The following is a 25,737-nucleotide window of genomic DNA, read 5'->3' on the forward strand; positions in this document are numbered from 1 at the left end:
CGCACGAAACACCGTATGACCGCGGTTCGAACTCTCACCCCACTCCTACCAGTCCGCTTCGAGCGCTGACTTGGTGAACTTGTCCGATTCGGGGAACCACTTGTTCCCGTCGTGGTAGGCATAGTCGAGCCCCTCGAGCTCCCACAGGATCTGGCCAATCCGGCCGCGCTCGGACCCCGGATTGTCCGGGTCAAATTCATGGAACGGCGAGTCCTCGAACTGGTTTGCCGCTCGGTGGATCACCCGTCGCGCTCGGCCCCGATTCTGCACCAGAGCGCGGAACACGTACCGGTGCTCGTCGGACGGAAGATCGTCCAGCACCTCCTCATAGGATTGGGTCTCTGACTCCTCGTCGGCGGGTTCCTCGTTAGATTCGTTCTGTACCTCGACGGCCGCACCATCGCCACGCAGCTGATCTCCGACGAACTCCCGGACCGCGGCCGGAACCTTATCGTCTTCCTCTATCGTAATCGTTATCTCTGTCTTCATGGAGACTATCTACATTATCTTTGGATTTCTACTGTCTTAACTTCTTTCTAGAGATTATCTAGATGTTCTCAGGATAAGCGAGACTATCTCGAAGGGAACCATAACGATGACGTCCAGTCGTCTCGCCCCACTCTGGGAGAACAGTTGTACGCAGTTCGCCCACGTTCTGACCTGGCAATCCTGTCTCGAAAGAAAACCGACTGGCTCGCTCAAACCCGCCACATCGTCGTCACGACCTCCCGCCCGGTCACCCGCCACTGACACCCGTTCCAGACAGCCTCGACCCGTACGAAACCACCGTCACTCCGTGGCTCGATCCACCTTCCGCTTGGGCCACGAACGGGCTCGTAGACGAACCCAGGAGTGTCGGTGACACTGCAGTGCATGCCCCGCCACCTAGTGGCGACCGTCGACGAGCTCGCCGACACCTAGACCGTCTCAGCTACGCGACATAGTTAACCAACAGAACCGGGTGAGAGCGACCGACTGTTGGTTAACGGACGGTTGTAGTTGCTGAATGGGAGGGATACCAGTGAAAATCAGGCTACGGTCTCCATATTGTTCATCTCGCTAATGTAATTTATCGCCTCTGTGGACAGATTCGCTGCGATTTGGAGATAGATACGGACACCGAGAGAGAGACCATCTTCCCATTCATCAGAGATGAATTGCGACTCGACTGCTTTCGCAATCAACTCTTGATCATCAGTAACCTGAGGAGCCATCTGTTGAATCATCTCCTCAAGTGTCTGAACTTCTTCTATTTGTTCACCGAATTGTGAACCGAAAATTCGGGCATCAGTATCTGATTTCTTGAACAGTTTGTCCATCAAAGGAGAATATTCCGTCGACTCATTAACTGCATCACCCATATCAAGATTATCTGCTTGGGAGTACTCTTGCTGTCCCATCTCAAATATTTCGTCAAGAGCTTCATCAGTTGCTTTCTCTTCACTAGCTTCGGTCAGAGCCGCTAACTTCCGGAATACCACGTAGAGAGCCCGGACCTGCTCTGCGGCCTCGTCATCTACTCCATCGGGGTATGGATTTACCAGAGCTTTCAGTTTCTGTGCAGTCTTCGCTGCTTCGTTTGATATACTACCATAATTCAAATCTGAGCGGTCCCTGGCGCTTTCACAAACTCCGTGCCCCCGGCTGATTTGTGTGATAGCATCTTCATTCCATTCTGTGACAGCTTGCTGCTTATTCTGATATCGGTGGAAGCCATATCGAATTAGCTGCCCAAAGACAGCTCCTGCAATTGCCGATAGAATCGGAATCCACATTTATCGGATAATCCACCTGATAATCAATAGTTGCTGTGCCAAGAAATTAGGTCGATATCAGCGATATCAAGAATTATCACATTTCGCTACAGGTACAAAATATGGATTCAGGAACAGAAAATACAGACGGGAAGGATGTCTTCATTTCCTACTCACACTCCGATTCTAAGGAGATAGCAAAACTTCTAGGTCAAGAACTGAGCTCAATGGGAGTGGAGGTTTGGCTTGACGATATCAAAATGTCGATTGGAAGTAGTATCCGCGAGTCCATTGATGATGGCCTTACTCAATCTGAATATGGCGTCGTTATTCTCTCTGAGAGTTATTTTGAGGGTACTTCTGAATGGGAACTGAATGGTCTTGTTGAAAAGCACACGAATGAGGAGGATGTGATTCTCCCGCTCTGGCATGGAGTTGACCACGATTACGTTTATCAACAGAGCCCCAGTCTCGCTGACCTAATCGCGGAGGAAATCGACAAGAAAAACGTGCAGACCGTTGCTGCCTCAATCTATCAAATAGTAGAGGATAGAGGCGGAGACAATGATGAGTGGGGCGGAGACATAGGTGGCGGTCAAAAAACCGATTTCATAGATATAGACATCAGATTTCAGGGGCGGTTTGACCCCGAAGTCGGCAAAGAGGTCACCGTTGAATCGTGGCGCAATCATAATGCTCCTAATCTCACAGCACTCGAAGCGACAGAAATCCGGGACGAGGATAGAGAAATCGACTACACAAGCAGTTCAAAGGGCACAATAATGACGGTCAAGCGGATTGATGACGAGCCCCTCAACGGCATTATATCCGATATCCAAGAGATTCGCTCTGGGAAAACTGAGTTCACGATCCGGGTTGAGGAATCCCGATTAGAGGAACTTTCAGATGACCGTGACGACTACAAATCTGGTTTTGTCCAGTAAGTTGGTGACGTGCTAATTGAACATTCGCGCGACCGATAGATAGGAAGTAGAGTTGTGGATATCGAATCCGCCGCATCGTCGTCACGACCTCCCGCCCGGTCACCGCCACTGACACCCGTTCCAGACGGCCTCGACCCGCACGAAGCCACCGTCAGACCGCGGTTCGAACTCGATCTTCCGCTTGGGTCCACGCACGGGCTCGTACACGAACCCCTTCGCGTCGGCCACCGACGCGCCGTTTATGGGCGGACCTCGTGAATCGACGCTTCCGAGCACTCGGGGACCGTCTGGAACACGTCCCAGTCGGCCAGTCGCAACTCGTCGGTCACTACGTCGACGAGGACCCCTGGGACCAGTGCCGTACAGGTATAGAGGGGTAGATACCAGACTACTCTATTGGCCTTACTATTTCGCCATCGTGGCGTACCCGGCCGAATTCCGCAAGATACGTGACTCGATTCCGGACCACGTCAATATCCAATCCGAGCTCGGTAGCTAGTTCGTCGACGGTCATCGGTCCGTCAAGTGTCTGGAGAACTTCGAGTCCCCGGTAGTATCGGTCAGTCAGTTCCTGAACGCGGTCCTCAATTGGTGTGGTCACCCCGTACTGCTCTTCAAGATCGACTAGAGCCCCATTCGCAAAGGTGGCGAACTGGTCATCGTTGAGCCAGTCAATCTGTGCGTCGAGTTCAGCCCGGACGACGTCGTAGTCAAGGCCAGCCTGCACGAGTATGTTCATGTCCGCAATGTCGTCGTCACGTCCAGCAATTAGTTTGAACAGGAAGATATCCTCGTTGCTGACCAACCGGACCGTCAATTGGTCTGTGTCGAGAAACGGCTCACTCCGGTTACGCCTCCCGTCGGTCAGGACGAGCTTGTTCGCAACCTGCTGGCTGAAAATATCGAGGCGGCACCCATCGTCGTTCTCGACGCAGCTCGTCGTACCCAGTGCCCGGTAATCAGCGTCCAGCTATTGAACCTCAGTATATCCGAGATCCATCAGGGCAGCCCATAGCTGTCCGTACACGTCACCGTCGGCGACGACGAGGTCGATATCCTTCGTCGCTCCCTTGAGGTCGCGCAGCGACATCGCGCCGCCACCGATCAGATAGACCGTGAGCGGACCGGACAGCCCATCTGCGATTCACTGGAACTCGTTCTCGATGTACTCTCGTCCAAACGTTGGTCTCATGATGGTAATGGCACCTCGTAGTCAGCTGCTAGCTTCTGGAACTCGTCCCACTCTGGGAGGCGTTCCGTATCGACTGCGCCTCGCGTCTCAAGGTACTGCAGCAGGGCGTCGATTTCATCTTCGAGGCCGTACTTCTCCGCTTGCTCTTGGAGAGCATCCTCGTCGACGTCAACGTGGCTGAGCAACAGGAGACAGTATGAGCGGTGGCGAGAGTCGTCGTCGATTAACAACGTGTGACAGCAAAGCTCCGCTGGCGAGACTGTCTCCACGTCCTCAGAGTAGAGGTAGTAGCGGTGGCGGGTCAGCAGAAACTGGAGGTCGAACGCCGCAAACCGTGCGAGCCCGGTTTCGTGGAAGTGGGCGGCTTCGATTTCTGACTCAGTTTGTGCGAGAAATTCGTCGTGATCCTCCCAAAGAATCGTTCCATGCGGGGCGGCTGACTGGAGATACTGTCGGTGGAGATGGTGAACAAGTTCGCGAGCGAACTCGTGTAGTCGGTCGAAGTCACCGTTGAAGTCATATTGGCCAGCATCTGTGCCGACGAGGCCACGGTCGCGAAGTCGCTTGAGGACGCGATTGACGGTGTTTCGGTAGTTGTCGGTTCGGTCAGCGATCTCGGAGACGGTTCGGGGGTGGTCGAGGTAATACAGTACCACGAGGGCCTTGCTGGTCAACAGCTCAGGGAAGTCGATGTGGGAATGCTGGCGGACGAGGTCTTGGTAGACTTCGACGGCCCGGCTATCAGAGGGAATGACTCGCTTTCGGCGGCCGTCGCGCTTCGTGTAGACGAGCTCCTTCTCGACGAGGTCTGTCACGGCACGAGAGAGATAACTTTCGCTGTGGCCGAGTTTCGTTGCGAGGTCGGAAATCGTGTCACCACGTTCGACGGTAGCGAGGACCTCGAGTTCAATGCGTCGGAGCATAGTGTAACATATTACGAAACTTTTTTATAAATAAATTACTTATGATGTTACATTCCGTGGAGTCGGAAAACCAGCAGACCTGCTTAACCAACAACACTATGGATTGCAGACCCTATGTTGGTTAACAGAGAGCCGATGTCCTACGAACCACCGACCCCACCGGCGAACCTCTCCACAGAGGTCGTCGCCACTCTCAACGAGGCCCCACCAGACCGTCTTCGCGATGTCGCCCGCTACGCTGAAGCGTTGGCCGAACACAAGGAACGTGAAGCGCGTCTCGAGGAGGAGGCAGACGAGACCGACGCCGAGGACCGATCCGATGAGCTCCCGGACGACGTACCAGCGAAGGCGACGATCACTGTCAAAGAAATCAACGATAACCGGTACTACTACTGGCAGTGGCGGGACGGGGACAAGATTCGTTCGCAATACAAAGGCCCCGTCAACCCAAATGAGGAGTAAACTAACCGGGAGCTGTTGCAGTGAGTCTGCGATGTTCTCCACCACACACACCCCCCGTTTCGAGTGTTAATCGGTGAGCAGCCGTAGGAGGGGGTATAGGACCGAACGGGGCGTTTCATATATAAAGAGTGTCCCCACCACACCCCATTTCGAGTGTTTATCTGTGGAGAGAGAGCCCTACTACTACTACTAACTCTAGCTAGTAGAAAAGAATATAAATAAAGGCAGTAACAGTTTTCTGCCCTCCCGCTCCAGTACAACTGCCTAAAATGAAGATATAGCAGTAGAAACCCTCTATAGCCCGTTTCTATCTCTTTCCTCAACGTGTTTTCACCCATGGCCTCCTTCTTTCGCAGAACACTCGAAACGGGGGGTGTGTGTGTAACCTCCCTCAGTCTTATCGACTACTGCCACTGGACCGTCGCGGTGGGCATCATCACTTGGAGAACACTCGAAATGGGGGGACGGGACAAAATCAGAATTTCGACACGAAAAGCAGATAGGCTCTATAATCGATACAGGCACTATAACACTGTTTTACACTTGAAATGGGGGGTCCCCAATACCGAGAATCTCACTGAACACTCGAAACACTCGAAACACTCGAACTAGGAATTTATGTACCATCCTGTTGTGGTCACTCCTAAGATGGATTCCCCGTTCGACGAACCGGGCAAAATCTTCGCCGACAAGAAACCGTTCGACGAAGGGTATACTCCGGAAACGATTCTCTGTCGTGAAGAGGAGATCAGTCGCTACTCCGAAGCTCTGCAGGACGTTGTGGAGGGGTTCGGCCCCAACAACGTCTTCATATACGGTCAGACAGGGAACGGCAAGACCGTCGTCACAAAGAAGATGATGTCGTTCCTTCGGGAGGAGACTGCCCAGCACGATATCCCGCTCACGATTCTCGAAGTCAACTGCAACAAGGACGATAGTATCTTCAATGTCCTCATCTCACTGATCAACCAGCTCCGCCCCGGCGACGACCAGATCCCTGAACAGGGACCGACGAAGGGCTTCCTCTGGTCGACGCTGTACGAGGAACTGGACCAACTTGACGGTGATGTCGTCGTCGTGCTGGACGAGATCGATATGCTCGGCGCCGACAATGATAAACTGCTCTACGAGTTCCCCCGCGCTCGGAAGATGGGATCTCTCGAGAATACTCGCGTCGGCGTGATTGGTATCTCGAACAACCACATGTTCAAAGACTCGCTAGACCCGCGCGTCAAGAGCACCCTCTGTGAGTACGAAATCTTCTTTTCTCCGTACGATGCCAACGAATTGACCGACATTCTCTCTCACTACGCCGGACTGGTGTTCCGTGAGGGCATAATTGATGAGGGAGTTATCGAGCTCTGTGCAGCCCGAGCCGCCCAAGAACAGGGTGACGCTCGCGAAGCTCTTGACCTCTTAGAGACAGCTGGCAATATTGCTCGGAAACAAGACGAACCCCAGGTCACGCAGGAACACGTTGAGGAAGCCGGCAGTCGTGTGGAGGAACAGCGCGTCCTGACAATCGTTCGCGACCAGCTCACCTCGCAGATGAAACTCGCGTTGCTCGCGACGACCTTCCTCAATCTCGATGAGGAGTCCTCACCACGAGCGAAGAACATCTACGATGTGTATGAGAACATCTGTGCTGTCTGTGGCTACGAACCCCGGTCGAAACGTCGGGTCAACGATTTCCTCGACTCTATTCGTCTCTACGGCCTGCTCGAACGCGACGAGCGGAATCTCGGCCGAGCTGGGGGACGTTCGTACATTCACACGCTTGAAGTCTCTCCAGAGCTCGTTTTCGAGGGCCTGAAATACGATCAAGAAGGCGCTGAGTCGATGCTTGAGCGGTACGATCTCGTTCCTGATCCTGAGGATGCAGACCAAGCACGGTTGACTGCGTACATGTAATACTAGGCTTAACGAGCGAATTCGGAGTTTGGTGTGTCTCCCGCGAAATTGAACGCACAGGTTAACCAACAGTCGCTGCCTATCAGCCCCGATGTTGGTTAACTACCTGAGGCCTTTTCTGTGAGACGCCTGTCTCACAACCTATGAATACTGACACCGACGACGGCCGTGAGGGGGACGGCTCGACGAAAATCGACGTCCGTGTCCCGCAGAAGCTGGTCGACCAGATCGACGCGGAATACGAGAAGCATGGATACACGTCTCGATCCGAGGCAATCCGCGACGCACTCCGGGCCTGGGTGGACCCGCCGATTCGACTCTCCGAAGAGGTCCTCGAGGACCTCGAAACCAGTCGCAAGCAACGCGAACGTGGTGAGACATACTCTCTCGACGAGGTCGGGGACACATACGGTGTCGACGTCGACGAGTGACCGATGACGGACGTGGAGATTACGCCGCAAGCTGATGACATCTGGAGAGTCTTAATCCCGAGCCTCGAGAACGCTCTTGAAGAAACTTGCTGAGGCGCAAGACTGGACTGACCACCGGCTGGAGCCACTGACTGGCTGGCCATATTACAAACTCCGGGCAGGTGACTACCGGATGTCGATGCGGTTGATGACGACGCCACGTTCCTGGATGGCTATCTCGTAGTCGCGCTCGAGCGCGTCGATGTGATCGAACAGGAGCTCGAAGGCCCGCTTGCTCGTGTCTTCAGCCAGCGCCGGGATGGGGACGTTCTGGGCGGCATACATCGCGTTGTCCATCAGGCTCCCGAGGAAGGGCGGACAGTCGATGATGATGTAGTCGTAGTCGTCCTCGATGTGTTCGAGGGCGAGCGCGAGTTGCTCGCCTGACCGGCGGGAGAGCGTGAGCTCCGGCTCGACGGCAGTCATGTCGATGATCGACGGGTGACGGACATCTCCTCGTGCTCACGGACGAGCTCGCCGATGCGGTCGCGCTGCTCGGAGTCACTCAGGATATCGAACAGCGACGGTGGCTCACTATCGTACGCTTCGCGAAGCCCGAGATTCTCCGTGGCATTGCCTTGGGGGTCAAGGTCGACGAAGAGGACGTCTCGGCCACGGGCAATCAGCGCGCCGGCGGCGTTGATCGCGATGGCCGTTTTGCCCACACCTCTTTTCTGGTTACTGACTGTTATTTTGGCTGGTTCGGCCATACAAACCATCCGAACTACTTAGTGCTACGTCAGACGCTGTTGCTGATTTAATGTTCTCTCCGTGACTAATATTATAGAGTGTTTTGACACCATTGAGTCAGATACGGTTTCGTTCATGCTAACAACTCTAGCAGCACCTGCTGTTGGCTGTGCCAGTCCGCTATCCGGCGGAAATGGGGTAGCTATTTGACGATTAAAAGAAACAACTGTCTGTGAGCCATTCTGCTATTGTTGCCTATGCAAACGGCGATGGGACCTTTGATTTACACTACAGCCGCAATGGTGCAGAGCAATATCAACTTAAAGAAGTCTTAGATGGCTATCTTGAAGGGGAATATGAAAAGACGGGTTCCGATATGCCGCCGCTTCTTCCAACAGAAGTTGCCGAGTTTGCTGCAGATCAAGAGGGGTATGAGGTAATCGAACACGACCTCATTAAGCAGGATCCATTCGCAGAGGAGGTCGAATCAGCTGAAATACCGTTCTCACTCCCAGATATCTCTGCTGAAGTGCTCTTTGTCGTTCAAAACTGGCGGGTAGATGTCTTTTCTATTGTGCCTATCACATCCAGTTTACTCCCTCTTTTGGCGGATTCAGCGGAGGTAAAGCTCTATGACTGCGAACGGCTTGGTATTCGCCCGGAGGAAGCAACGGCTGACCAGCAGCCCGCTAGCTATTCTCTCTCTGGATCGGATTTTTTTGATCTTCAAATCTATACAGAGATGCCCCCCTCGTTGTATTTCCCGTTCTGCCAGTACCATTTAGATATCGTGCAAGGAATCAATATGGAAACTCGGGCTCAAAAGGCTGGGCAGTCTGAGTCACCGTCTACTGTGCTCTATCATGATGGGTGTGTGATAGAGTATAGCGGTACCCAACCCAGACAACTGATTCCTTGGTCTGCCATTTTTGTTGAAGTCTGGTCGGGGGACAGTGAGGCGCCATCTTATCCTTGGACCTACGACGGAAATATTCCGTCTCCCCGAGATTTAGCAAATGAATTGCGGCTTGAACTCAGTATGGTGCTCATTGAGGAACTACGACAGGATATCGCAACACTCCGCTTTGATAATCCAGGTGTCATTACAGGCATACAAGAGTACCGATCACGCGAGTTAACAAGATTCTCCACCACGATTGAATCCCACTATGGGGAGGCCATTTCAGAGGAATACAGTGATTTCACCCCATTCATGCCACTCCCGCTAAGCGAGGCATAGGCCCTGTTCTATCTATAAGTAATCGTGGGCGTAATCGGTTATCAACGAAGAACCATATTTGCCAATGACCGAGCCACCTTCTTCATCCCACCATCAGTTAGCTGAGCGTGGGGTCCGCTAAGTTTCTCCTCGCGAACAACATACGTCCCCCACGGCTCAACAACCGAATCACTCAGTAACGAATCTCCCGGCACAGTGTCTCCTGTGTCATCTAATGTCTGTGCCCAATCGTGATCACCAAACTCCTCAATCTGAGAGGTGAGCATAACGACATTGTATCGAATAGCACCGTCCTCATGCTTCGGCCGACGTCCATCAGATATAATGACCGCAGACCGTGTCTTATCATTTCCATACGGGTCATCAAGTGAAACGACATCTCGTCGATTAAATTTCATAGGTTTGATAGAGTCTACTTCGGAAATCAGTCAAGTAGTTCATCAATCTCATCTTCAGACGCGTGTGATTTAGATATATCCTCTGACTGGACACTCGTCTGTATATTCTCTTTCGGATGAGCCTGAGACTGCGCAGCGTTATGTAAGTCACCCAAGAGTCCGTTAATTTCTTTTTCTAAGTCTGGATTGACAAAATACCGGCCTGAGATACGATCAACTAGATCTTTCTCGTATAGCCGCTGCATGGTTTTCGTAATACTACTCTCGTTTATTCCGGTGCGTTCCGCAATTTTAGATGGTGGCCAGCCAAATTTCGGTTCGCTCGCTAAAAACCGGAGTGCCACCTCCTCGTTGGTGTCCGGATTAATCGGGAAGTCAATCTCTGTCTCTTCCCGTTTCTTGAGGTCGTCAACTGGTACTGGCTCCATCATTGTTGTCATTGTTTGTCATCGAGTGTCATTAGTGTTTGGATTCGCTCGGTTATCGAACGGCGAAATTGACTATTTCGACAGTCTAAACCCGCTCAAAACTGATTTTGTCACCTATTACAGGAGTTTGGTCAGTGCTGCGTACGCCATCCCGAGCAGCGTCGCTGCGTAGAACAGGTCTTGAATATGGTCTCCCACTTTCGCCACCGGATGACCGTGACCGGCTCATCTGTGGTGTTGGGCTCTTCTGGGTCGGTGTTTGCTGGCATAGATGGCTCTCTCCGTGGCCCCGATCTCCCGAACCGACAGCGACACACCGAAGGGTTACGTGTCCGTCGACAGCTGGGTCACCCGGTAGCCGATGGGTGCTCCTAGTGTGCCGGTGATCTTGGCGGGTTGGCGGCACACACTGGTTCGACGCTCACGAGCGACAGCGATGGCTCTCGGCAGTGTGGATCGACGGGAGGAGCGCTATCGCGGGCGTCAGCCCGTGTTTCGTCGGGAGCGTCTGTTTTGGCGTAAGCCCCCATGCAACAAAACGTCCCCGGTCACCAACCCGCCGTCGCTCCAGCCGTAAAGCTTCATTACCCAAGAGCTAGTCAAATGTGGTAGGTATCTCACGTGCCCCCGATTGATGAAATTGACCGACGGACTGATGTCGTTTTTATTCTCTTCTACCAGATGGAGTCAATTCGGGGTGTCACTAAGCTACAAAAACTCCTCTTCCTCATCGAGCAGGAAACGGAATTTTTCGAGGAATACGAGAACGATATCGCGTTCAATTTTGCCCCCTATAAGATGGGTCCATTCTCAGAGAGGGTATACGAGGAACTACATTTCCTTCTCCAACTGGGAGCAATTGAAGCCACACCGATGGATGACGGCCCACTTGCTGGAGTTGACGACAACGACCTCTCGAACAAGGAATTCAGTATCACACCCAAAGGAAAAAAGATCGCGTCGCAACTGGTTGAGATACTCGAACCTGAGTATCAGAGCGAGATAGAGAATTTGGTCGAATCATATGGAGATCTCTCGTTACCTGAGCTGCTTGAAGTCGTCTACACATCGTACCCATCATTCGCGACAGAATCCGAAATCAAAGACAAACTCCAACTGGAGGGCGACTGATGGCCGATATCGAACACGTCGAGCGGGAGTATACGGAACGGTGGGTCGAGAGTGAAGAGCAGCACCGCAACCAGTATATTCCAGAGAAGTATCAACTGGGTATTCTCGCAGACTATCTCCGCAGTGAGGATATCACCTTCACCACCGAAGCACGTGTCTTCTCGTACCCCATCGATATCCTGGGGATCGACGGCGACGAGACAGTTGCAATCGAGATGAAAGCCCGGAATATCGGCCGCGGCATCGAACAGGCCCGTCGAGATGCAGACGTGGTGGACTACTCCTATTTGGCTGTCTGGGAACACTCCATCTCCACTGAGCTCGAAGAGCGGTTCGAAGAGCTCTCGATAGGGCTCCTCAGCGTTGACGAGGATATCGAGGTTATTGCTGAAGCTGAATCTGTCGCGCAACAATTATGTAGAAAGGAGAACATTGTCAAAAAAGTATTAGACGATGTTCGAGACGATTGTTCGGTACAAAGCACCCAATGAGCGTTCTATTTTTGAAGACCACCATGAAAAATGGGACTCTGCACTTGTATCGGCACATCTCCTTGCGAATTCCAAAAAGCGGGTACCGAAGCTCCTCGCTGACCTGATAGAAGAACGGAGTTTGAGTTACTATATCGACCCCATCTTGGCTGAGTTCCGCCAGGGGAAGAGCTTCCGGTACGAGAACGGCAACCTCAGGCCATGGCACGAGGATTACGCAAATGAACTCGGTGACCCGTTCAAGCGACTCCTCGAGGATCCGGGGACGGTCAACGCTCGGTTTCTAGAGACAGAAACCATCGAGCAGATTGCCCAAGACGCTATTGAGTTTCAGGAAACTATCGTATACCGACGGCTGGACGAGCACCTGGGGAAATATGAGACACTGGATGTCAGCAGAGAGGAAGCCAAACCCGATGCGGTAATCCCCTGGGCACACAAACTCGAAAAAGACCAGGATTACGACGCTTTCCGGACGATTATCTCGGCTTCAAAGGTTCAAGCCACTCGTCCACTGCGGCCGGTGGTCTACACGTCGACGGCGAAAATAGGTCGCGGCAAGAATCGGACTGAGCTGGTCAATTTGCTCAGCAACGAAGATATTGGGGAGTGCTTCCTCCTGTTTGAGGACCTCGACAAACACGAAACCAACGAGTCAGAATACAAGCATATCATCGACTTCGTGTACGACCTCGCATCTGTGGGTATCGACCCGTACTTTTATTACGGTGATTTCTTCGCTAACCTCCTTCACGACTTCGGACTGAAAGGAACTGCCTACGGAACGCTTCATGGCGAAAAGTACAGTGAGTCGATTAAGCCCAAATCCAAATCAAGTTCTTCCGCTATATCCTCTCGGTATTATGCTGACAAAGTCAAAGACTTCCTCCAGATTCAGGCTGTGGTGGACACTATGTCACGGGCTGATGAGCCGGTGTGTGACTGTGAGTTCTGTAGTCGGCATTTCGAAAACTGGCGCGACTTAGCAGAGCTCGACCAGGCAGATGAGGATGAGGTTGAGACTGCGCTCCAGACAGTCGTAATGAAGCACCGGATTTTGACACGCTGGGAGCACGCGCGACTGGTCGAAGAAGACGAGGTCGAGGATGTGGTCGAGAATTTGCAGACGGATTTCAAGGAGATTGCATCAGAGTACCGCAGCTCACAACAGGTGGCTTCACGGAAGGAGTTACAGTATATGCAGCGGTGGCGGAAGGCTGTGGAGAATCGGACTGCATTGCTTGAGAACTAATCTGCGAGGAGGTAAGAGATATAATTGTCGCGTCTGCCGGTTCCACTTACACCCCGCTATTCGAACCATTAAGCCAATTTGGCGGTTACTTTCAGGCACCGTACGTGACTAGTGATGCCTTGGATTGCGATATACGACGGGCAAAAAGCTGCCCCACGACAAGTCCCGAAGCAGACCGATGTGGTATGCCCAGAATGCGGCGGGCAGATGCGCGTGTGGAGCAAATCCAGTGACGGGCGGGGTCGGCATTTCAAACACATCAAAAACATGGGTCGTGGTGGCGGTGGCGGTACAGCGTGTGAGTCTGTCGCTGAATCCGATATCCATTTAAAATGGAAATCTCTAGCCGCTGACCGGCTTGATGATGTCTTCGAGGGTAATGTCGAAAACTGCGAGATGGAGAGACAGCTCCAGGCACCAAAGTCCGACAAAGACCGACGGTTTGGCGACGCCGTCGTGACCTTCGAGCAGCGAGATCCACAATTAGGACAGGGTGTCGTAGTCGAAGTTCAGCACAAGAACGAGTCGAAGGACATCGACGCCGCGACAGCGGATTTTATCGCCCAAGACTATGCCGTTGTTTGGACGGACAAGGCGGATTTCGGGACCGACCAGTGGCGAATGGCTGCAATTGACATCAGGGCGCGGGCTCAGGAAGCCGCGTGGCCCGAACAGGTTCCAGAACAGACAGTGTGGTGGCAACCGGGACAGAATCACCGAGCGCACCGGAGCGAATGGCAGGCCGCATACCGGGAGCTACAGTCGGTCGACGTGCCAGCAACACTGCCCCGTGAATGGCACGACGAGCAGGCTCGCGAACTGTGGAAGCAACAATCATGGCATGAGTTGTTTCCGACATGGGTAGAGCAAGGAGCCGAAGAGTATCCCGCCGAAACATATCGTGATGAGGTTCGTGCGGGACTCTTGGATGGGAGCGAACCGACGATACAGCTGCCTCCCACTGTCACAGAACCGTTGCTATTCCGAACGATATCATGGGAGAAGCTGTTTGAATCTGGTGTGGAGTTACCGCATGTGGCGCGTGCCGATATTTCTATGGCGATTGATTTCGCGCCGCTCATTGAGCGACAGACGTGGAGAAAGTGGTATCGGAGTGGTGTTCGTGATCGACAGTCCAAGCGAGACGATATCAATCCCCCACCAACGGGTCACGACGATGTCCAGTGCCACGAGTGTGAGAGTTACTTCTACTGGACAGACGGGTATGAGGTGTGCCAGACATGCGGGACCACAATCGATTGGGAGTGGAACGTGGCGACGCAGCGAATTTCTCCCGAATCGGTGCCTGAACACATCGAAATAGAGTTCGAATAGCACTGCTGTCGTTATGATAATCGGTTCTTCATAGAGGCGAGCAGCGTAGACGTATATTCTTTAAATTTATAGAATCACAACGTTATGAAGACGACTCTGTCTTTGGAAGCCAGGGTTCCATTCGCTGTACGAGTCCCAAGACAAAAATGAGTCCAAAGCCGAATACGTACAATACTATGGCTGTATCGGCGTAAAAATTCCCTGTTAGGTCAAATTCCGATATCAGCGTCGTGGCTTCGGTAACCAGTCCAATCATAAGGAACACGACGCTCGTGAAAATCGCACCCGATGCAAGATCCCGGACACCAGTCCGGTCGCGGAGAGTCGCTAATTCGACGGGACTCGCATCTTTGAGCCGACCACCATCAGTTACGATTGGGTCATATGTTAAGTCGTATAGAGCAAAATTTCCATAATCGTATCGCTTCAGAACATCAAGTTCAACCAGTTCATCGAGTCTGTCTTGAACTGTCTTTTTCGCTGGATCATCAGCAAGATGTTGCTGAATCATGTAGCGCGACCATGGTTTTGATTTAGGTGTTTCGTCCATGACCTGAACGATATCTGCATGCTGCACAGCCCACGCTTGGTCTGCGTCCAACTTGTCTTCAATCTCTTCTGGAATCGCCATATCCACCCCTTCTATATCAAGTGTAATAAATGGAATATTTGGTTTAGTCCATGAGGTTCGATACACGGACGATAAGTGGGGTTATACGCGCGGTGAAATCGGTTTATTCGGGCGTGTAAGGCTTTATTCGGCCGAATAGCGGCTAAAACAGTAATATCCACTTTTGAGGGGTGATGCACTCATTTAGCATGCATGATAGCACACTTTACAACCGAACTGTTCACCGCATTCATTTACGGCGCTGCTGGTCTGGTTGGCGGTGGGATGCTATTTGAGAGTGGCAAGAGATATGTTAAGACTGCCGGCAGTACCCAATTCAAGGGGAAAGTGGAGGCGCTCCCATTCTTCGGTGGCATGGTCTGTTTTGGATGGGGACTTCAACAACTTGACCCGGTTGTCACCGATTTCGTATCCACTGTTGCCCCACTGACTCGGCTGGGGATAATGATTCTTGGTGCGATGGCGTTATTCAATTATTCCGTGGACTACTTTACCTACACAGACCCGAAATCTATTGCTGTGTACGCTGTTGGTACGGGGTTGATTCTTATTGCGTGATTGAGCATTTTATTCTTAAATTCACCATGAGACCAGCTAGGGTCTACGGTTCAACGAGGACGAGCCGTTCCACAATTTGGTCAAGACCCACAGTGAATGCCTGCCTGATGGCTGGGTGATACACCGCTAGCGAACGCGTCGCGTCCCGACCGTCGCTCGCAGACGCGTGCCGTCGACGACTCACTTTCCATGAGCGGCAAGTAATGTTGTTGCTGGTTCTGGCGATTCTGTTGTGGTATGGTATCCAGCTCGGGACGCTGTATCTTGGCTGAACGGTCGCACAGTGGAGTGGGTGTTCACGACAGAATCGTTCCCGGTGCTGTCGCCAGGGCTTGTCTTTGCGATTATCTCGCATGACCTTCCGTACAATCTGAGCCATCTCCTCGGGAATGTTGTCTTCCTTGGCTGTTCGCCGGCGAGAGCGAGCAACACATGCGGGCCGTCAAGCTTCTGGCTTCTTCGTCACGACGGCGCTGGTGTCGGTGACGCTTAGCTCGGCGGGGAGAGAGCACGGCTAGGCGTGAGTCGTGTTGCACTCGCGTTCGCGGGCTTCTATGGGGCATATTGTTCTCACGTATCGAGACGTCTTGGAACTGGACACGACCGACTCTGCGTGGCGTGAGCCAGCGACGCTACGAACGGCGTGGTATGCGGTCATGGTGGCGGTCCCACTGGCTATCACCGTGTACTCCATCGGGCAAGCGGTTGGGATTCTGGCAGTAGGGCGGACGGCCGTACTTGGGCATCTCACCGGTCTGGTGGTCGGTGTCGGGTATGCGGTGGGGCGGGAGTGAGTTCGTATGGAGTCAAATTGTTAACCAACGCTGGCGATACTATAGCTAGTCTGTTGGTTAACCCGATACAGCCTGTTGTCCTTGATGTATGAGGTGGTACGTCGCGCCATCATGACATAGTCACAGATGTTATCAATCCAACTCGAATGTATTCTATCTAGCCAATTCGACCGCCGTCTCAGTGAGTCGGTAGCGTTGAGCAGGAGCTCGAAAAACAATCCGTCCGTAGTCTCCATCCGGGTCAACGCCCTGACTGTCCTCAATCGCATCGACAGCTCTATTCAGTTTCGATAGACGGTCTCCGTCCCTCAGATACGTCTCGACATCACTCCGTGGAATATCGAATTCGTCCGAAAGAATAGAGCGAATTGTTTCACCGGACCCATCTGACATAATCACTCGATCTCCCGACTGGAACTCATCAACCGAAACAATTGGCTCATCAAGATACGTCACCATGTCATCGATCAGGTTTTCGAGCTCCTCTTCGACCGTCTCCTCAACCTCGCCATTGATGATCTCTTGTCGTCGCTCGCTAATCGCATAGGTTGACGGGCCTGGGGGCTCGATTGCTTCGAGAAGATTACTATCCACGAGATGCTGAATAACGGTGCCTGGTGAGTGGTCAAACCCAATGCGCTCAGTAATCTCTTGTCGCGTAACGCCCTCGTGGTCAGGGCCAATACCCGCTTCAGTCAGGGTTGTGAGAATGGCAATCTGATCAGTGACTGTTTCACTGTTGCCCGTGTTCTCGATATACTCACGCAGCGGGTCGATGCCACTGGTCGACCCACTCGCCTCCCGATCCGGACGGGGGGCAGAGGCGTACTTCTCGATCTGTGGTGTCGTCTCCAACATCGAATACATATCTTGTAGCGTTGGTTCAGCACCGAGCAGATCAGCGTCTTCCAGCAACTGTCGTCCAGCCGCTGTCAGCCCATAGAACTGCCACGGGAGATCGCGCTGTCGCTTGTCCTCCGGCAACGTGACTTCCTCGACGATGTCCGCCTCGATGAGCCGTTCCAGATGTTCCCGAATCGTGCTCTGGCTTTTGCCAGGATTCACGTAGTCCAGCTCTTTGAGCGTCGGCAGCTGCTCAGGATGGGACAGGATGTTCTGGATCAGGACGAATCTAGTTTCCTGTGTGATGAGATTCAGTTGCTCTCGTCGGTCGGTGGACTCATTGTGGGCGTCTGGCTGTTTTTTTAGGCCGTTGGACATAGGGTGCGTAGCGACTACGGCGGGTTGCCCCACCGTAGGTTTGTTTTGATTAGTCCAGGGTCGTGCCTTGGCAGGGGCCCGTTCCGGACTGGCGCTTCTACCACGTAGCTCTGCTTTACCACCTCCGGGCTGGTGAGTCGTCGAAGGGTGGTGAAGCGAGGCTGTTGTAACGTCGTCTGTGTACCAGTGTACCACTGCAACGCGAATAAACGTTTTGGCTGCAACCAAAATGGTCAAAACCAATTTGGTCGAAACCGTTTTAAATAGGGGCGACTAATACTGCATAATGTCAGGTTCCTCCTCTGATCCAGAGGACGATGATACGCTCCTGTCGCGGGCCCGCCGTCAGTATCCTGGATCTCTCCGTCCGAGAGACTACGAAGCGCTCACACACTACAAGGCTGACTGGGCCAGTCTTGCGGCGGGGGCAGACCACAGATTCTTCATTCTGGGAAGTTTTGCGGACGGAGACAGAGCGCGCCTCACATCGCTCAAAGCCTATATCAATGGGGAGTTGGGGCCGAACTACGTCGCCTACACGATGGATGATTTCATCGCGGACGTGGACGCGACGCTCAATGCTATCCTGAAGTTCCAGTTGCTTGCTGCGGACTCACATCATATTCTGGCGGTCTGTGAACACGACCATGGCGGGCAACTTATCGAACACGGCCTGCTCATCGGACGCCGTTCGTATCTCGACAAGACGCAATTGCTCAAACGGGAATACGAGGACGACGTGGAGAAAGACATCTACAGCTGGATGCAAGCGTTCGGAGTGTTCGAAATCGTCGAGTATCATGATCGGCTTCACGAGTGGGAGACAATCGAGGAGTACGAGCAACTGTACGAAGACCTCGTTCAGGGTCTGATCTGAGGGTAGTCTCGTTGCGATAGGTACGGGCACAGCGATGGCTCTCAGTAGTTCGACGACGGGAGAAGGGTTTGGAGATTCAGACTGGATTTCAGCCCGCTGACGACCTTTTCGCTCCACTTGGCCGCTGTTTCTGTTACGCTGTACTCCTCGTCAATCAGTTCGAATATTTTGTGTGCCATTTGCTTAATCGTGAATAGTAGTATCTCCTCCATGCCGCCCGTCACCACAACTGTGCTGAGTTTCAACAGTACTCTGCCCGCCGACTGGGCGTACTGCCCAATCCCTTCCAGGGGGTTGCACCCTGCTGTTTCCCAACGGCAGTAAGTTGGTTTACCGGTGCGACAATCGTCCTATTATACTCTGGCTCAAAAATGTATCCACGCTACTGGATAATTACTGACGGGTATCTTAGTTTGCAGACAGAGGTACATCGGGACAACCCTTGGTCGTGTAGTTTGGTCGCCGCAGTTCAGAGGTCTGCTTCAGAAAAAATCAGAGTCGTACTGTTCGCCTCAAGCCACTCTGAATGCTGTTTGTACTCGGCTTCGTACTCGCCGACAATCCGCCAAAACTCCTGTGTGTGATTGGCTTCGATCAGGTGGGCAAGTTCGTGGATGACCACGTAGTCGATGATCTCTGGCGGCGCCATGACCAAGCGCCAGTTGAGACTGAGCGTGCCCGTCGTCGAGCAACTGCCCCAGAGCGTTCGCTGATTGCGGAGCTGAATCTGCTTGTACTCAACACCCATTTCGTCAGCGTAGTGGTCGACACGGTCGGCCAGATGCTCCCGGGCATGCGTCCGGTAGAAGTTTTCCAGCACCTGCTTCAGCGACGACTGGGTAACGGCACTTTGCCGGAGCCGAATCTCTCCGTCGACGGCGTCATGACGGACCCCTGGCTCAACGACGACCGTGTGGTCCTCACCAAGATATGGAAACGTCGCACCCGGTTCGAAGGCCCGGTCAGGGGCCTGTTGTCGGTGCCGGTCGTACTTCGACTTCTTTTCGAGCACCCACATCGCGTTCTCACGCAACAGTTCATCCGGGTCCTCCTCCGAGTCCTCGGGAAGGGTCACCTGAACACCGCGGATGTCGACGTCGATTCGGGGCTCTGCAGCGTCGGCACTCCGGCGAATTTCGTACTCTACAGACTTCCCTGCCAGTGATGTCTCACGTTTCGCGTCCGCTTCAGACATAGTTCTCGATGAGGTACCCACGGACCGAGTCGACGAGGGCGTCATCCTTCGCTAGCTCGGGGCGCTTGTGATCCTTCAGCAGTACATCGAGTAGGAGCTTGTGGATTTCCTGGACTGTCGTCTGGTTGCGCTCCCAGCCCGGGTACTCGTGGTCGACGCGGTCTTCGAACTCTTCGACGATATCCTCGACAATCGCTTCGGCTTGCTCGTCGTCGACTGCGTCGTCCAGCTCCTCGGTCAGGTGAGTGCGAATAGCGAACTCCGCTTGCTCCCGGCTCTCGTCACCGGCCTGCTCGTCGACGTCGAGTACCTCTCTTTCGACTGCTTTGAGCGCCTCGACGGCTTCCGGGTCGGTCCGGTCGCCTTGCTCCCACTCCTCGACGATGGCGTTGACGCGCTCACTCAGGCGCTGATAGCGGGGGTTCTGTCCCGTCCGTGGCTGGAGATGGTCGCGAGTCGCGTGGGCGACACTGGTCGCGGCGGTCGCAGGTTCGCCCATGTCCTCGACTGCCTCCAGGTGTTCGGTCCCGATTTCGTAGACGGGGAAGTCCCGCTTGATTTCGCCGACGTCGACGTGCTCTTCGATTATCTCCTTGGTCTTCTCCCGCATCGCGTCCTCTGGGCGGTCCTTGCGGTTGTGTTCCCGCTGGACGGCGGTGTAGACGCGAGCGAGCCACGTGTACTCGTCCTGAATCCCCTCCTCGACGAGCCTGCCGTCGGGGGAGACAGATTCATAGAGGTTCTGTAGCCGGCGGAACCCCTGCTTGAAGTCGCCCTTCTCCGGGTGCGTGCTAACACGAGCGAGACACTGGTCGATTGTCTCCTGGGTGTCGTCCTTGGGGATGTCGTCGAAGATGTCCAGGACAAATTCGAGTTGCTCCTCCAGCTCGTCGAAGAGTTCCGCCTTGTCGCGAGCGGCGTAGGCCTGCGTCTCCGCGTCGTAGTCGAGCGCCTCTTCGATGTTCTCGAAGACGCCCTGGAAGTCGACAATCTCGCCGTTCTCCTTCCCCTCAGCCACCCGGTTGGTCCGGGCGATAGCCTGCATGAGGTTGTGGTTCTTCAGGTTGCGGTCGAGATACATCGTCTTCAGGACCGGCGCGTCGAAGCCCGTCAGCAGCATATTGTGGACGATGAGGAGCTTCGGGTCGTCTTCCTCTTTGAACCGCTTGACAATCTGGTCGCGCTCGTCGTTGTCGGTGTGGAACTGCTGGACGAGGTCTTTGTCGTCGCTCGTCGCCGTGTAGAGTACCTCTATTTCGTCCTCGCCGCGGCGCTCGATGAGGCGCTCGCCGTACATCGCTGCGGATTCACGGCTCGGTGTCACGACCATCCCTTTCCAGCCGTTTTTTTCGACCCCATCGTAGTGGCCGTCGATCTCCTCGACGATACGCTCGACGCGGGGTTCGAGCTCGGCTAAGTCCCGACTGGTGACGTTATCCTTGATGAACTTTCGCTTCTCGTCGGTCGTGAGACCAGCGAACTGCTGCTCGAACTCCTCGTCGAGGCCCGCTTCGTCGACGTTCCACTCCATCTGATGCCGGAGCGTGAAGAACACGGGCAGAATCAGGCCGTCATCGATTCCCTGCTTGACCGAGTAGCGGTGTAGATACTGCTCGCCCTCGGGGGAGAACTCCCGGAAGGTGTTCTTGTCGTCCTCGTCCTCGCCCTCTCGGACAGGGGTGCCGGTGAAACCGAAGTGGAAGTTCTTCGGGATGGCGGCCTTGAGCCGGCTCCCGAGGTCCTTCTCCATGAAGCGGTGGGCCTCGTCGGTCAGCACGACCACCTCGTCGTTGCCCTGCGTGTTTGGCTCCACGTCCTGAAACTTCTGGATGGTCGTGAGTACGACCCCGCTCTGGCCTTGCTCGATGAGTTCCTGCAGGTGGTCGATGCTCTCGGCGACGACGGACTGCTCGAAGCCGATATTCGAGAGCGTGTCCCGCATCTGGCTAGCGAGCTTGTCCGTGTCGACGATGATGAACACCTGCGGCGTGCTCAGCGCGCCCCGAGAGAGCAGGTTCTCGGCGGCGTAGAGCATGGTGAAGGACTTTCCCGACCCCTGGGTGTGCCAGACGAGCCCGCGGTCGAGTTTGCCCTCCTCGGGTTCAGAACTGGGTTCCCCTTCCTCGACGCGGTCGAGGACTTCGTTGACCGCGTAGTACTGCATGTACCGCGGGATAATCTTCGCGTCGCCGCCGGCCCGGCGCTCGTAGAACACGAAATTCTTCAGGATATCCAGCACCGTCTCGGGGTTGCACAGCGCCTGAATGGCCTGCTTGTTACTGTTCTCGTCAGCGTACTCCGGCGGGGCGTCGGCCCACTTCATATAGAATTGCGTGGGCGCACCGACGCCACCGTAGCGCAGCTCCGTCGAGTCGGCGGCGACGTTGAACAGCCCTGAAACGAACAGCCGGGGGATATCGTCCTCGTAGGCGTGGAGGTCGCTGATAGCGTCGTAGTAGTCGTTGTCCTGGGCGAGGCTCTTCAGCTCCATCGTCACCAGCGGGATGCCGTTGACGAACAGGGTGATATCGGGTCGGATGGTCGTCCCGCCACGCGAGACGGAGAACTGATTGACCGCGTGGAAGCGGTTGGTCTCCGGTATCTCGTGGTCAATCAAGTCGACGTAGACAGTGTCTTTCGAGCCGTCGTCACGCTGGACGGAGAGCGTCTTGCCCTTGGTGAGCAGTTTGTGGAACGCCTGATTCCCGTCCATCAGGTTCTCGGTGTCGAGGTCGCGCTTCAGCGAGGAGATGAACTTCCCGACGTTGTCCTCGGTCACGTCGTCGTTGAGCCTGATTACCTGCTCTTCGAGCAGGTCCCAGTAGATTACCTCGTTACTCCGGCGCTCGTAGGCGTCGTCCAGCGTGTTCGCACCCCAGTCGCCACCTTGTCCGTGTGTCTCCCATCCGAGGCCATCGAGCCACGAGAGAAATGAGCGCTCGACGCCACCCTCGGACGGGGTACTAACCATGCTGCATGATATGTTCGGGCACCTCTATGTTAGTGTCGGTCGTTCGGACTTTGCCAGAGAGGAGGTCTTGCATTAGACCCTGTTTGAGGCGTTTTAATCGGTTCTTTTGGTTGATTTCATTCTGGAGGGCATCATCTATCTCGGAAAGATGGGACACGACCGCCTCTTGCTTCTTTGAGTCTATTTTTGGAACAAGAATTCTCTCTATAATATCTTTTGTTAGATGAATCTGAACTGCTCCTCCTTGAGATAATGAATATAAATCGCTCATTCGGTAATCGAGATAATAATAGAGATATTCACGTCCCATGGAGGTTTTTGGGTCAAGATTATAGATATGTTGATTAAGAAGTGCTTTTTCACCATGGTAGATGTGGACTCCAATTGAGGATTTCATTCCTGCCCAAGAAAAGAGCAGGTCTCCATCTTCGATTACTCGCTTCTCATCATAGTCACCGTCGTACTGCCAATATGCCTCTTTTTCGCCCGTGAGGTTACTAATACGAACGATTTTCAGACCTTCCTCAGATAGGTTGTCAGTTTTCCATGCTTTTCCAGGCTTAAAGTTAACTAGATTTGAGAGTTCTACCATATCCACAGAGTCTGGATTTTCTTCACGGCGGATTGTATCATAATCCTCGAAATAATGTTGTGATACTGCCGATTTAACACGCTTAGTCTGCTCGATAATTTCATCCGTCTTCTCAATCGCCCGATCAACCGCGTAGAGTACGGTAGCAATTCTGCGTTGTTCTTTAATCGGGGGGACCGGAAGGTCAAGATGCTGAAGGTCGCTCTTTGTTACAGATTTAAATGTACTTCCTGTAGCAAGCCGTGAGAGCCATCCTCTGCGTTCTGCAAGGTGGTAAAATAGATACAGTCCATTTATATCCTCGGGTCGGAATGCCGCAAGTCCTCGCCCGATACAACAATGCTGGTCAGCAATATTCAAGTCTCCGACGGGCGCTCTAATACTCATTAGCACATCATTCGTCTTAGCTTCCTTCCGTGGGTCAGAACACCATGTATCTGCCACTGGATGGAAATGACCGAACTCCGAGTTACCTTGGAAGAATGGCAGACCTTCACCATCCTCGTTGTAGGTTGATGACGGGGGTGAGTTTCCAGGAATGATTTCGGTAGATTCCGAAAGCGGGTGAATGTCCCATTCTGCCGGTATTTTTCCTAGACCAAACAATTCTCTCTCTTCATCTGGTTTTTCGATTTCAACAATACCGCCTTCATCTTCAACTTGGTCTGTGTCAGCAAAGTCATCCAACGTAGCATCCTCACTCATATTTCAGCGCCTCCATGTGCTCCATCATCGTCTCTCCTATCTCGTCCCGTTCAGCCTGCAGCTCCTGCAATTTCGCCAATTCGCTCTCCACATCAATATCTTCCTTTGACTCGGTCGTATCGACGTAAAGCGCGATGTTGAGGTTGTAATCATTCTCCCGAATCTCATCCAACTCCACCGTCCGACTGACACGCTCCTCAGTTGTCCAGCTCCGGAAGTTTTCAACAATGTGGTCCAACCCCTCCTCGGTCAGCTCGTTTTGATTCGATAATTCATTATAAAACCCTTCATCAGCGGCATGAATGAATTGCACTTCTCCGTCACGCCCAGTGGGCTTGTTGGTATTCAACACCAGAATTGCTGAGGGAATCCCGTTGTTCTGAAAGAGGTTCTCGGGAAGACCGACAATAGCCTCAACGATATCATTTTCCAACATCGGCTTCCGGTAGCGACTCTCGTGTGTCCGGAACAGCACACCGTGGGGGATTACGATAGCCGCCTTTCCACCCGTGTCGTCACTTTCTGGCGTTTTCAATTGCTTCACCATATGCATAATGAAGGCGTAGTCACCGCGGTCGGCCCGGGGAAGCTTTTCATGCCAATCAAAGCGCCCATACGGGTCGTCCTGCAGGTCGCTCTTGGCCCAGTCTGCCGAGAATGGGAAGTTAGCCAGCACACGGTCGAACCGCTCCAGTTCGTCGCCGTCGGTGAACGCCGGCCGTAGCAGCGAGTCCTCGCGGCGAATCTCACCATTCAGCGCGTGCAGTGCGAGGTTCATCCGGGCAATCGCCGCGATGTCGGGGTTGATCTCCTGCCCGGTGAAGGTGAGCTTCGACGGGTCGCCGCTCTGCTCCTCGCGGTAGTACTTCGACGCCTCGGTCAGCATCCCACCGGAGCCGACAGTGGGGTCGTGGAACGTCATGCCGTCCTCGAACTCGTCGACGAGTCGGATACAGAGCTGGACGATGTGGGGCGGCGTGAAGAACTGCCCGCCGGACTTGCCCTCTTCCTCGGCGAAGTGACGCACGAGGTCCATGTACGCCTCGCCGAGCATGTCCGGCGGGACGCTGTCGCGGTCGAGGTCGTAGGTGTCGAGATGTTCCAGGAGCTTGGTCAGGCGGTCGTCGGTGAGGGCGTCAGCGTCGGTGTAGCTGGCATTGAAGATGCCCTCAAGCTCCGGATTCTCCGCAATCAGCTCGTCAAACGCCGCGTTGATAGCCTGGTCGACGTTGTCGCTGGTCTGTCGGAGATCGTCCCATCGATGGCCTTCCGGGACAACAGGCACGTCGTAGAGTTCGTTATCGTCTGCAAAGTCCTCGCCGTACTCCTCGACGATGTCCTCGCGTTCCTTCTCGAACTCGTCGGACATCGCCTTGTAGAACACGAGCGGGAGAATGAATTCCTTGTAATCAGTTGGGTCGACGGCGTCTCGAATGATATCGGCGCATTTGAAGAGGTGAGAATCAAGCTCTTCGAGCTTCAGCGACATAGCAAGTGAATACGCCGTCAGTGTCTTAGGTCCAGCGGTCGGTGGCTTACTCCGGCGCTAGTGTTTTGAGAAAATACGTATCA

23 protein-coding genes and 2 pseudogenes are annotated in these 25,737 nt (G+C 53.8%); 11 read left to right on the forward strand and 14 right to left on the reverse strand.

Going from position 1 to position 25,737, the window contains the following annotated elements:
* Nucleotides 1-45 precede the first annotated feature (45 nt).
* Nucleotides 46-489 (reverse strand): hypothetical protein, encoded by a 444-nt coding sequence (locus NDI56_RS21015; RefSeq protein WP_310921714.1) that lies wholly within the window; start codon nt 487-489, stop codon nt 46-48.
* 539 nt (nt 490-1,028) lie between these two features.
* Nucleotides 1,029-1,775: a hypothetical protein gene (locus NDI56_RS21020; protein WP_310921715.1), complete on the reverse strand. Its 747-nt coding sequence runs from the start codon at nt 1,773-1,775 to the stop codon at nt 1,029-1,031.
* Between the two features lie 101 nt (nt 1,776-1,876).
* On the opposite strand from NDI56_RS21020, the gene NDI56_RS21025 reads away from it, so the two are divergent.
* Nucleotides 1,877-2,698 carry a toll/interleukin-1 receptor domain-containing protein gene (locus tag NDI56_RS21025; RefSeq protein ID WP_310921716.1) on the forward strand — a complete coding sequence of 274 codons (822 nt, stop codon included), beginning with the start codon at nt 1,877-1,879 and terminating at the stop codon, nt 2,696-2,698.
* Between the two features lie 388 nt (nt 2,699-3,086).
* Here NDI56_RS21025 and NDI56_RS21795 read toward each other — a convergent pair.
* Together NDI56_RS21795 and NDI56_RS21035 are read right to left on the reverse strand one after the other, a co-directional pair.
* Nucleotides 3,087-3,842 (reverse strand): annotated as a pseudogene (locus NDI56_RS21795) (DUF6036 family nucleotidyltransferase).
* A gap of 44 nt (nt 3,843-3,886) precedes the next feature.
* Nucleotides 3,887-4,813 (reverse strand): MarR family transcriptional regulator, encoded by a 927-nt coding sequence (locus NDI56_RS21035; protein WP_310921718.1) that lies wholly within the window; start codon nt 4,811-4,813, stop codon nt 3,887-3,889.
* Nucleotides 4,814-4,948: 135 nt separating this feature from the next.
* Between NDI56_RS21035 and NDI56_RS21040 the strand changes: the two genes are divergently transcribed.
* The 3 genes from NDI56_RS21040 to NDI56_RS21050 all read left to right on the forward strand — a co-directional run bounded on the left by NDI56_RS21040 (nt 4,949) and on the right by NDI56_RS21050 (nt 7,617).
* Entirely contained in the window at nt 4,949-5,275 is a 327-nt protein-coding gene (locus NDI56_RS21040; RefSeq protein WP_310921719.1) for a DUF6788 family protein, read from the forward strand.
* 648 nt (nt 5,276-5,923) lie between these two features.
* On the forward strand, nt 5,924-7,186 hold the full coding sequence (locus NDI56_RS21045) for a Cdc6/Cdc18 family protein (protein ID WP_310921720.1): 1,263 nt from the start codon (nt 5,924-5,926) through the stop codon (nt 7,184-7,186).
* A 143-nt stretch (nt 7,187-7,329) separates the two neighbouring features.
* Nucleotides 7,330-7,617: a ribbon-helix-helix protein, CopG family gene (locus NDI56_RS21050; RefSeq protein WP_310921721.1), complete on the forward strand. Its 288-nt coding sequence runs from the start codon at nt 7,330-7,332 to the stop codon at nt 7,615-7,617.
* A 168-nt stretch (nt 7,618-7,785) separates the two neighbouring features.
* Here NDI56_RS21050 and NDI56_RS21800 read toward each other — a convergent pair.
* Nucleotides 7,786-8,366, reverse strand: a pseudogene (locus NDI56_RS21800) (ParA family protein); the annotation flags it as partial.
* Between the two features lie 212 nt (nt 8,367-8,578).
* Here NDI56_RS21800 and NDI56_RS21065 point away from each other — a divergent pair.
* Nucleotides 8,579-9,586 (forward strand): DUF6735 family protein, encoded by a 1,008-nt coding sequence (locus NDI56_RS21065; RefSeq protein ID WP_310921724.1) that lies wholly within the window; start codon nt 8,579-8,581, stop codon nt 9,584-9,586.
* Between the two features lie 41 nt (nt 9,587-9,627).
* Here NDI56_RS21065 and NDI56_RS21805 read toward each other — a convergent pair whose 3' ends face one another.
* Both NDI56_RS21805 and NDI56_RS21070 read right to left on the reverse strand, forming a co-directional pair.
* Complete coding sequence (locus NDI56_RS21805) at nt 9,628-9,984, reverse strand: type II toxin-antitoxin system PemK/MazF family toxin (protein WP_417936054.1); 357 nt, start codon at nt 9,982-9,984, stop codon at nt 9,628-9,630.
* A 26-nt stretch (nt 9,985-10,010) separates the two neighbouring features.
* The gene (locus NDI56_RS21070; RefSeq protein ID WP_310921725.1) at nt 10,011-10,415 is read right to left on the reverse strand and encodes a replication/maintenance protein RepL; all 405 of its coding nucleotides are present in this window, start codon (nt 10,413-10,415) and stop codon (nt 10,011-10,013) included.
* A gap of 678 nt (nt 10,416-11,093) precedes the next feature.
* Between NDI56_RS21070 and NDI56_RS21075 the strand changes: the two genes are divergently transcribed.
* From NDI56_RS21075 to NDI56_RS21090, 4 genes are all read left to right on the forward strand, one after another.
* Entirely contained in the window at nt 11,094-11,543 is a 450-nt protein-coding gene (locus NDI56_RS21075; RefSeq protein WP_310921726.1) for a DUF4065 domain-containing protein, read from the forward strand.
* Nucleotides 11,543-12,034, forward strand: coding sequence for a hypothetical protein (locus NDI56_RS21080; protein ID WP_310921727.1), 492 nt, complete (start codon nt 11,543-11,545; stop codon nt 12,032-12,034). The genes NDI56_RS21075 and NDI56_RS21080 overlap by 1 nt, the downstream gene beginning before the upstream one ends.
* Complete coding sequence (locus NDI56_RS21085) at nt 11,997-13,286, forward strand: hypothetical protein (RefSeq protein ID WP_310921728.1); 1,290 nt, start codon at nt 11,997-11,999, stop codon at nt 13,284-13,286. Before NDI56_RS21080 ends, NDI56_RS21085 begins: the two co-directional genes overlap by 38 nt.
* Nucleotides 13,287-13,400: 114 nt before the next feature.
* Nucleotides 13,401-14,621, forward strand: a complete 1,221-nt coding sequence (locus tag NDI56_RS21090; protein WP_310921729.1) for a hypothetical protein — start codon at nt 13,401-13,403, stop codon at nt 14,619-14,621.
* A gap of 82 nt (nt 14,622-14,703) precedes the next feature.
* On the opposite strand, the gene NDI56_RS21095 is transcribed toward NDI56_RS21090, so the two are convergent.
* Nucleotides 14,704-15,252: a hypothetical protein gene (locus NDI56_RS21095; RefSeq protein ID WP_310921730.1), complete on the reverse strand. Its 549-nt coding sequence runs from the start codon at nt 15,250-15,252 to the stop codon at nt 14,704-14,706.
* A 192-nt stretch (nt 15,253-15,444) separates the two neighbouring features.
* On the opposite strand from NDI56_RS21095, the gene NDI56_RS21100 reads away from it, so the two are divergent.
* A complete protein-coding gene (locus NDI56_RS21100) occupies nt 15,445-15,810 on the forward strand; it encodes a hypothetical protein (RefSeq protein WP_310921731.1) in 366 nt (121 codons plus the stop codon).
* 947 nt (nt 15,811-16,757) lie between these two features.
* On the opposite strand, the gene NDI56_RS21105 is transcribed toward NDI56_RS21100, so the two are convergent.
* The gene (locus NDI56_RS21105) at nt 16,758-17,825 is read right to left on the reverse strand and encodes a winged helix-turn-helix domain-containing protein (RefSeq protein ID WP_310921732.1); all 1,068 of its coding nucleotides are present in this window, start codon (nt 17,823-17,825) and stop codon (nt 16,758-16,760) included.
* Between the two features lie 286 nt (nt 17,826-18,111).
* Here NDI56_RS21105 and NDI56_RS21110 point away from each other — a divergent pair, with 286 nt between their 5' ends.
* Nucleotides 18,112-18,702, forward strand: a complete 591-nt coding sequence (locus tag NDI56_RS21110; protein ID WP_310921733.1) for a DUF8170 family protein — start codon at nt 18,112-18,114, stop codon at nt 18,700-18,702.
* A 41-nt stretch (nt 18,703-18,743) separates the two neighbouring features.
* Here NDI56_RS21110 and NDI56_RS21115 read toward each other — a convergent pair whose 3' ends face one another.
* The 5 genes from NDI56_RS21115 to NDI56_RS21135 form a co-directional block, all read right to left on the reverse strand.
* Nucleotides 18,744-18,947: a hypothetical protein gene (locus NDI56_RS21115; RefSeq protein WP_310921734.1), complete on the reverse strand. Its 204-nt coding sequence runs from the start codon at nt 18,945-18,947 to the stop codon at nt 18,744-18,746.
* 224 nt (nt 18,948-19,171) lie between these two features.
* On the reverse strand, nt 19,172-19,897 hold the full coding sequence (locus NDI56_RS21120) for a M48 family metallopeptidase (RefSeq protein WP_310921735.1): 726 nt from the start codon (nt 19,895-19,897) through the stop codon (nt 19,172-19,174).
* Nucleotides 19,890-22,868 carry a type I restriction endonuclease subunit R gene (locus NDI56_RS21125; RefSeq protein ID WP_310921737.1) on the reverse strand — a complete coding sequence of 993 codons (2,979 nt, stop codon included), beginning with the start codon at nt 22,866-22,868 and terminating at the stop codon, nt 19,890-19,892. Before NDI56_RS21125 ends, NDI56_RS21120 begins: the two co-directional genes overlap by 8 nt.
* Nucleotides 22,861-24,165 (reverse strand): restriction endonuclease subunit S, encoded by a 1,305-nt coding sequence (locus NDI56_RS21130; RefSeq protein WP_310921738.1) that lies wholly within the window; start codon nt 24,163-24,165, stop codon nt 22,861-22,863. Before NDI56_RS21130 ends, NDI56_RS21125 begins: the two co-directional genes overlap by 8 nt.
* Entirely contained in the window at nt 24,158-25,654 is a 1,497-nt protein-coding gene (locus NDI56_RS21135; protein WP_310921739.1) for a type I restriction-modification system subunit M, read from the reverse strand. Before NDI56_RS21135 ends, NDI56_RS21130 begins: the two co-directional genes overlap by 8 nt.
* Nucleotides 25,655-25,737 lie beyond the last annotated feature (83 nt).

Source organism: Halomicroarcula saliterrae (genome assembly GCF_031624395.1).
Lineage (GTDB): Archaea > Halobacteriota > Halobacteria > Halobacteriales > Haloarculaceae > Haloarcula > Haloarcula saliterrae.

What these genes read in the sequence shown, in the direction of transcription:
- NDI56_RS21105 (WP_310921732.1), bottom strand. Translation starts at nt 17,825, where the DNA reads ATGTCCAACGGCCTAAAAAAACAGCCAGACGCCCACAATGAGTCCACC.
- NDI56_RS21120 (WP_310921735.1), bottom strand. Translation starts at nt 19,897, where the DNA reads ATGTCTGAAGCGGACGCGAAACGTGAGACATCACTGGCAGGGAAGTCT.
- NDI56_RS21050 (WP_310921721.1), top strand. Translation starts at nt 7,330, where the DNA reads ATGAATACTGACACCGACGACGGCCGTGAGGGGGACGGCTCGACGAAA.
- NDI56_RS21100 (WP_310921731.1), top strand. Translation starts at nt 15,445, where the DNA reads ATGATAGCACACTTTACAACCGAACTGTTCACCGCATTCATTTACGGC.
- NDI56_RS21135 (WP_310921739.1), bottom strand. Translation starts at nt 25,654, where the DNA reads ATGTCGCTGAAGCTCGAAGAGCTTGATTCTCACCTCTTCAAATGCGCC.
- NDI56_RS21075 (WP_310921726.1), top strand. Translation starts at nt 11,094, where the DNA reads ATGGAGTCAATTCGGGGTGTCACTAAGCTACAAAAACTCCTCTTCCTC.
- NDI56_RS21015 (WP_310921714.1), bottom strand. Translation starts at nt 489, where the DNA reads ATGAAGACAGAGATAACGATTACGATAGAGGAAGACGATAAGGTTCCG.
- NDI56_RS21070 (WP_310921725.1), bottom strand. Translation starts at nt 10,415, where the DNA reads ATGATGGAGCCAGTACCAGTTGACGACCTCAAGAAACGGGAAGAGACA.
- NDI56_RS21020 (WP_310921715.1), bottom strand. Translation starts at nt 1,775, where the DNA reads ATGTGGATTCCGATTCTATCGGCAATTGCAGGAGCTGTCTTTGGGCAG.
- NDI56_RS21025 (WP_310921716.1), top strand. Translation starts at nt 1,877, where the DNA reads ATGGATTCAGGAACAGAAAATACAGACGGGAAGGATGTCTTCATTTCC.
- NDI56_RS21085 (WP_310921728.1), top strand. Translation starts at nt 11,997, where the DNA reads ATGTTCGAGACGATTGTTCGGTACAAAGCACCCAATGAGCGTTCTATT.
- NDI56_RS21035 (WP_310921718.1), bottom strand. Translation starts at nt 4,813, where the DNA reads ATGCTCCGACGCATTGAACTCGAGGTCCTCGCTACCGTCGAACGTGGT.
- NDI56_RS21130 (WP_310921738.1), bottom strand. Translation starts at nt 24,165, where the DNA reads ATGAGTGAGGATGCTACGTTGGATGACTTTGCTGACACAGACCAAGTT.
- NDI56_RS21045 (WP_310921720.1), top strand. Translation starts at nt 5,924, where the DNA reads ATGGATTCCCCGTTCGACGAACCGGGCAAAATCTTCGCCGACAAGAAA.
- NDI56_RS21110 (WP_310921733.1), top strand. Translation starts at nt 18,112, where the DNA reads ATGTCAGGTTCCTCCTCTGATCCAGAGGACGATGATACGCTCCTGTCG.
- NDI56_RS21080 (WP_310921727.1), top strand. Translation starts at nt 11,543, where the DNA reads ATGGCCGATATCGAACACGTCGAGCGGGAGTATACGGAACGGTGGGTC.
- NDI56_RS21805 (WP_417936054.1), bottom strand. Translation starts at nt 9,984, where the DNA reads ATGAAATTTAATCGACGAGATGTCGTTTCACTTGATGACCCGTATGGA.
- NDI56_RS21040 (WP_310921719.1), top strand. Translation starts at nt 4,949, where the DNA reads ATGTCCTACGAACCACCGACCCCACCGGCGAACCTCTCCACAGAGGTC.
- NDI56_RS21090 (WP_310921729.1), top strand. Translation starts at nt 13,401, where the DNA reads ATGCCTTGGATTGCGATATACGACGGGCAAAAAGCTGCCCCACGACAA.
- NDI56_RS21125 (WP_310921737.1), bottom strand. Translation starts at nt 22,868, where the DNA reads ATGGTTAGTACCCCGTCCGAGGGTGGCGTCGAGCGCTCATTTCTCTCG.
- NDI56_RS21095 (WP_310921730.1), bottom strand. Translation starts at nt 15,252, where the DNA reads ATGGCGATTCCAGAAGAGATTGAAGACAAGTTGGACGCAGACCAAGCG.